Here is a 2,006-nt window from a genome sequence, read left to right on the forward strand (position 1 = left end):
GAGCCCGGCCAGGACGGCGAGCGCGGCCGACGCCAGCGCGGCCCGCCAGTGCGCCCGCCAGGTCAGCGAGGCGGCGCTCGCCAGGCGGCGTCCCAGCGGGACCGGGGCGGGGGTCATCGGGGACCGCCCGAAGGGCCGTGCGGCGGAGGGGCAGGGACGGGGGCGGAGATCGGCGAGGTACCGGCCGGGGTGGCCCCGGCCGGTACCCGCCGTCCGGTCGCGCGGCGCGGGGCGATGACGGTTCCCACCGCAACAGGGGAGGTCAACGCGGCGTTCCACACGGCCGGCCGCCGATCAGGTGCAGTAGGTGTGGCCGGCGTAGATGCAGCAGTGCATGCCGGTCGACGTCCACCAGCACGCCTCGGCCTTGGCCTTGGTCGACGGCAGGATCCTGTCGATCATGCGGTCACTCAGTCTGGTGAGGGCACGGACCATGGGGGAACCACCTCCAGACACGCCGGATTCGCTCCGGGCGCGGGACTGGTCGGGCGCCGGGACGGTTCCGGAACCCGCCCCGCGCTCGCTTGCCCAGAAGCTAACCGGCGGCGATCAAGGGCTCAAGAGGCCGGTTACGCGTTGTGACTTCTGCGATCAGCGGCGAGCGGATCTTGGTGACTGTTGCCGGTTTGGCCCCTGGAGGCGGCGGATCAAGCGCCTGGGCCGCCCACCGGGCCGTTTCCGGGACGGCTCAGCCGGCGCAGCACGACGCCGAGGAGCCGGTCGCCCGGGTACGGCCCGCGCTGCCGCGAGTCGACACTGTCCGGATTGTCGCCGAGCACGACGAGACGGCCGGACGGGACCGTCCCGCCCTCGCCGGGGACGCCGGACGGCACCGGGTCACCGGGCAGCGCGGCGACCCGCTTCACGTTCCACACGGGCCCGCCGGTCCCGTCTGCCACGGCGGCGGAAGCCGTCCCGCTCGGGGGTGCGGAGCGGTAGTCGGGGGTGTCCGGAGGTTCGAGGACGACGACGTCGCCGCGCCGGACGTCCGCGAGCGCGCGCCGCCGGACCAGGACGCGGTCGCCGTCCCGGAACGTGGGCGCCATGCTCCAGCCGTCGACCGTGACGACGACCAGCCGCCGCCGGGCCCAGGCGCCGGCCGCGCCGAGCGCGACGGCGCCGAGCCCCACCGCGCCGAGCGCGCCGGCGACCGGCGCCGTCCGTCTCATCGCGGGGTCAGGCGCTCGTCTTGGGCGCGGCGATCGGGGGCTTGCGGGCCCAGTCGGTGTAGTTGGTCAGCAGCCAGTGCGGCTTCACGCCCGCGCGCAGCTTCAGCTGGACGGGCCGGTTCAGCTTGTCCAGGCGCAGGTAGAACGTGATGTCCTGCGCGCCCGTGGCCCGCGCCAGATCGGCGTACAGGCCGCCGAAGCCGGGTTGCCTGCCGAGAGCGGCGAGCGGGGCCGTGCCCTGGTAGATCGCGCCGGTGTGCTGGAGCTTCGAGGCGTTGTCCAGCAGCGCGGTCAGGGCGGGGATGGACCCGGCCGAGCGGATCTGCGCCGTCAGCGACGGGTAGCCCTTGGCCGACGCCGCGGTCTGCCGCCAGACCTTGCCCGCGCGGACGTAGACGTTCCCGCCGATCACGATCGTGCGGCCCGCCCGCTTGGTCTCGCCCGGCCCGGAGAGCTGCATCGCGTAGGACGGCTCGCTCCCCGTGACCAGGGTGAACGACCCGTGGGCGCTGACGTTGCCGCCCGGGCCCGTCCGGCGGAAGGAGAACGACGCGGAGGGCGTGCGGGCCGTGGCGTCCCGGATCTGGGCGGCCAGCGCCGTGCCGGGGCCCTGCGGGGCGGTCGGCTGCGCCGTGGGGGCCGCGCTGGTGGCCTCCTGGGACGGGTGCGGCGGGTCGGCGGTGTGCTTCTTGCCGCCGACGACGAAGTAGGCCCCGGCCGCGCCGCCGACGACGACCACGGCCGCGAGGCCGACGACCGCCCAGCGGCGCCCGCCGCCGCCCCCGCCTCCGCCGGACGGGGCGGAGACGCGGTTCTGGCCGGTGATGCGCATCCGGG

General features: G+C 75.9%; 2 protein-coding genes. Both read right to left on the reverse strand.

Features of this window, described 5'->3' with window-relative positions; genetic code table 11:
* Window positions 1-647: 647 nt before the first annotated feature.
* Window positions 648-1,169, reverse strand: a complete 522-nt coding sequence (locus tag AB0J52_RS38050; protein WP_500187853.1) for a S26 family signal peptidase — start codon at window positions 1,167-1,169, stop codon at window positions 648-650.
* A gap of 7 nt (window positions 1,170-1,176) precedes the next feature.
* Window positions 1,177-2,006, reverse strand: an 830-nt coding sequence (locus AB0J52_RS38055) for a hypothetical protein (protein ID WP_500187855.1), incomplete at its 5' end; no start/stop codon positions are given.

It is taken from the genome of Spirillospora sp. NPDC049652 (assembly GCF_040675125.1).
GTDB lineage: Bacteria > Actinomycetota > Actinomycetes > Streptosporangiales > Streptosporangiaceae > Spirillospora.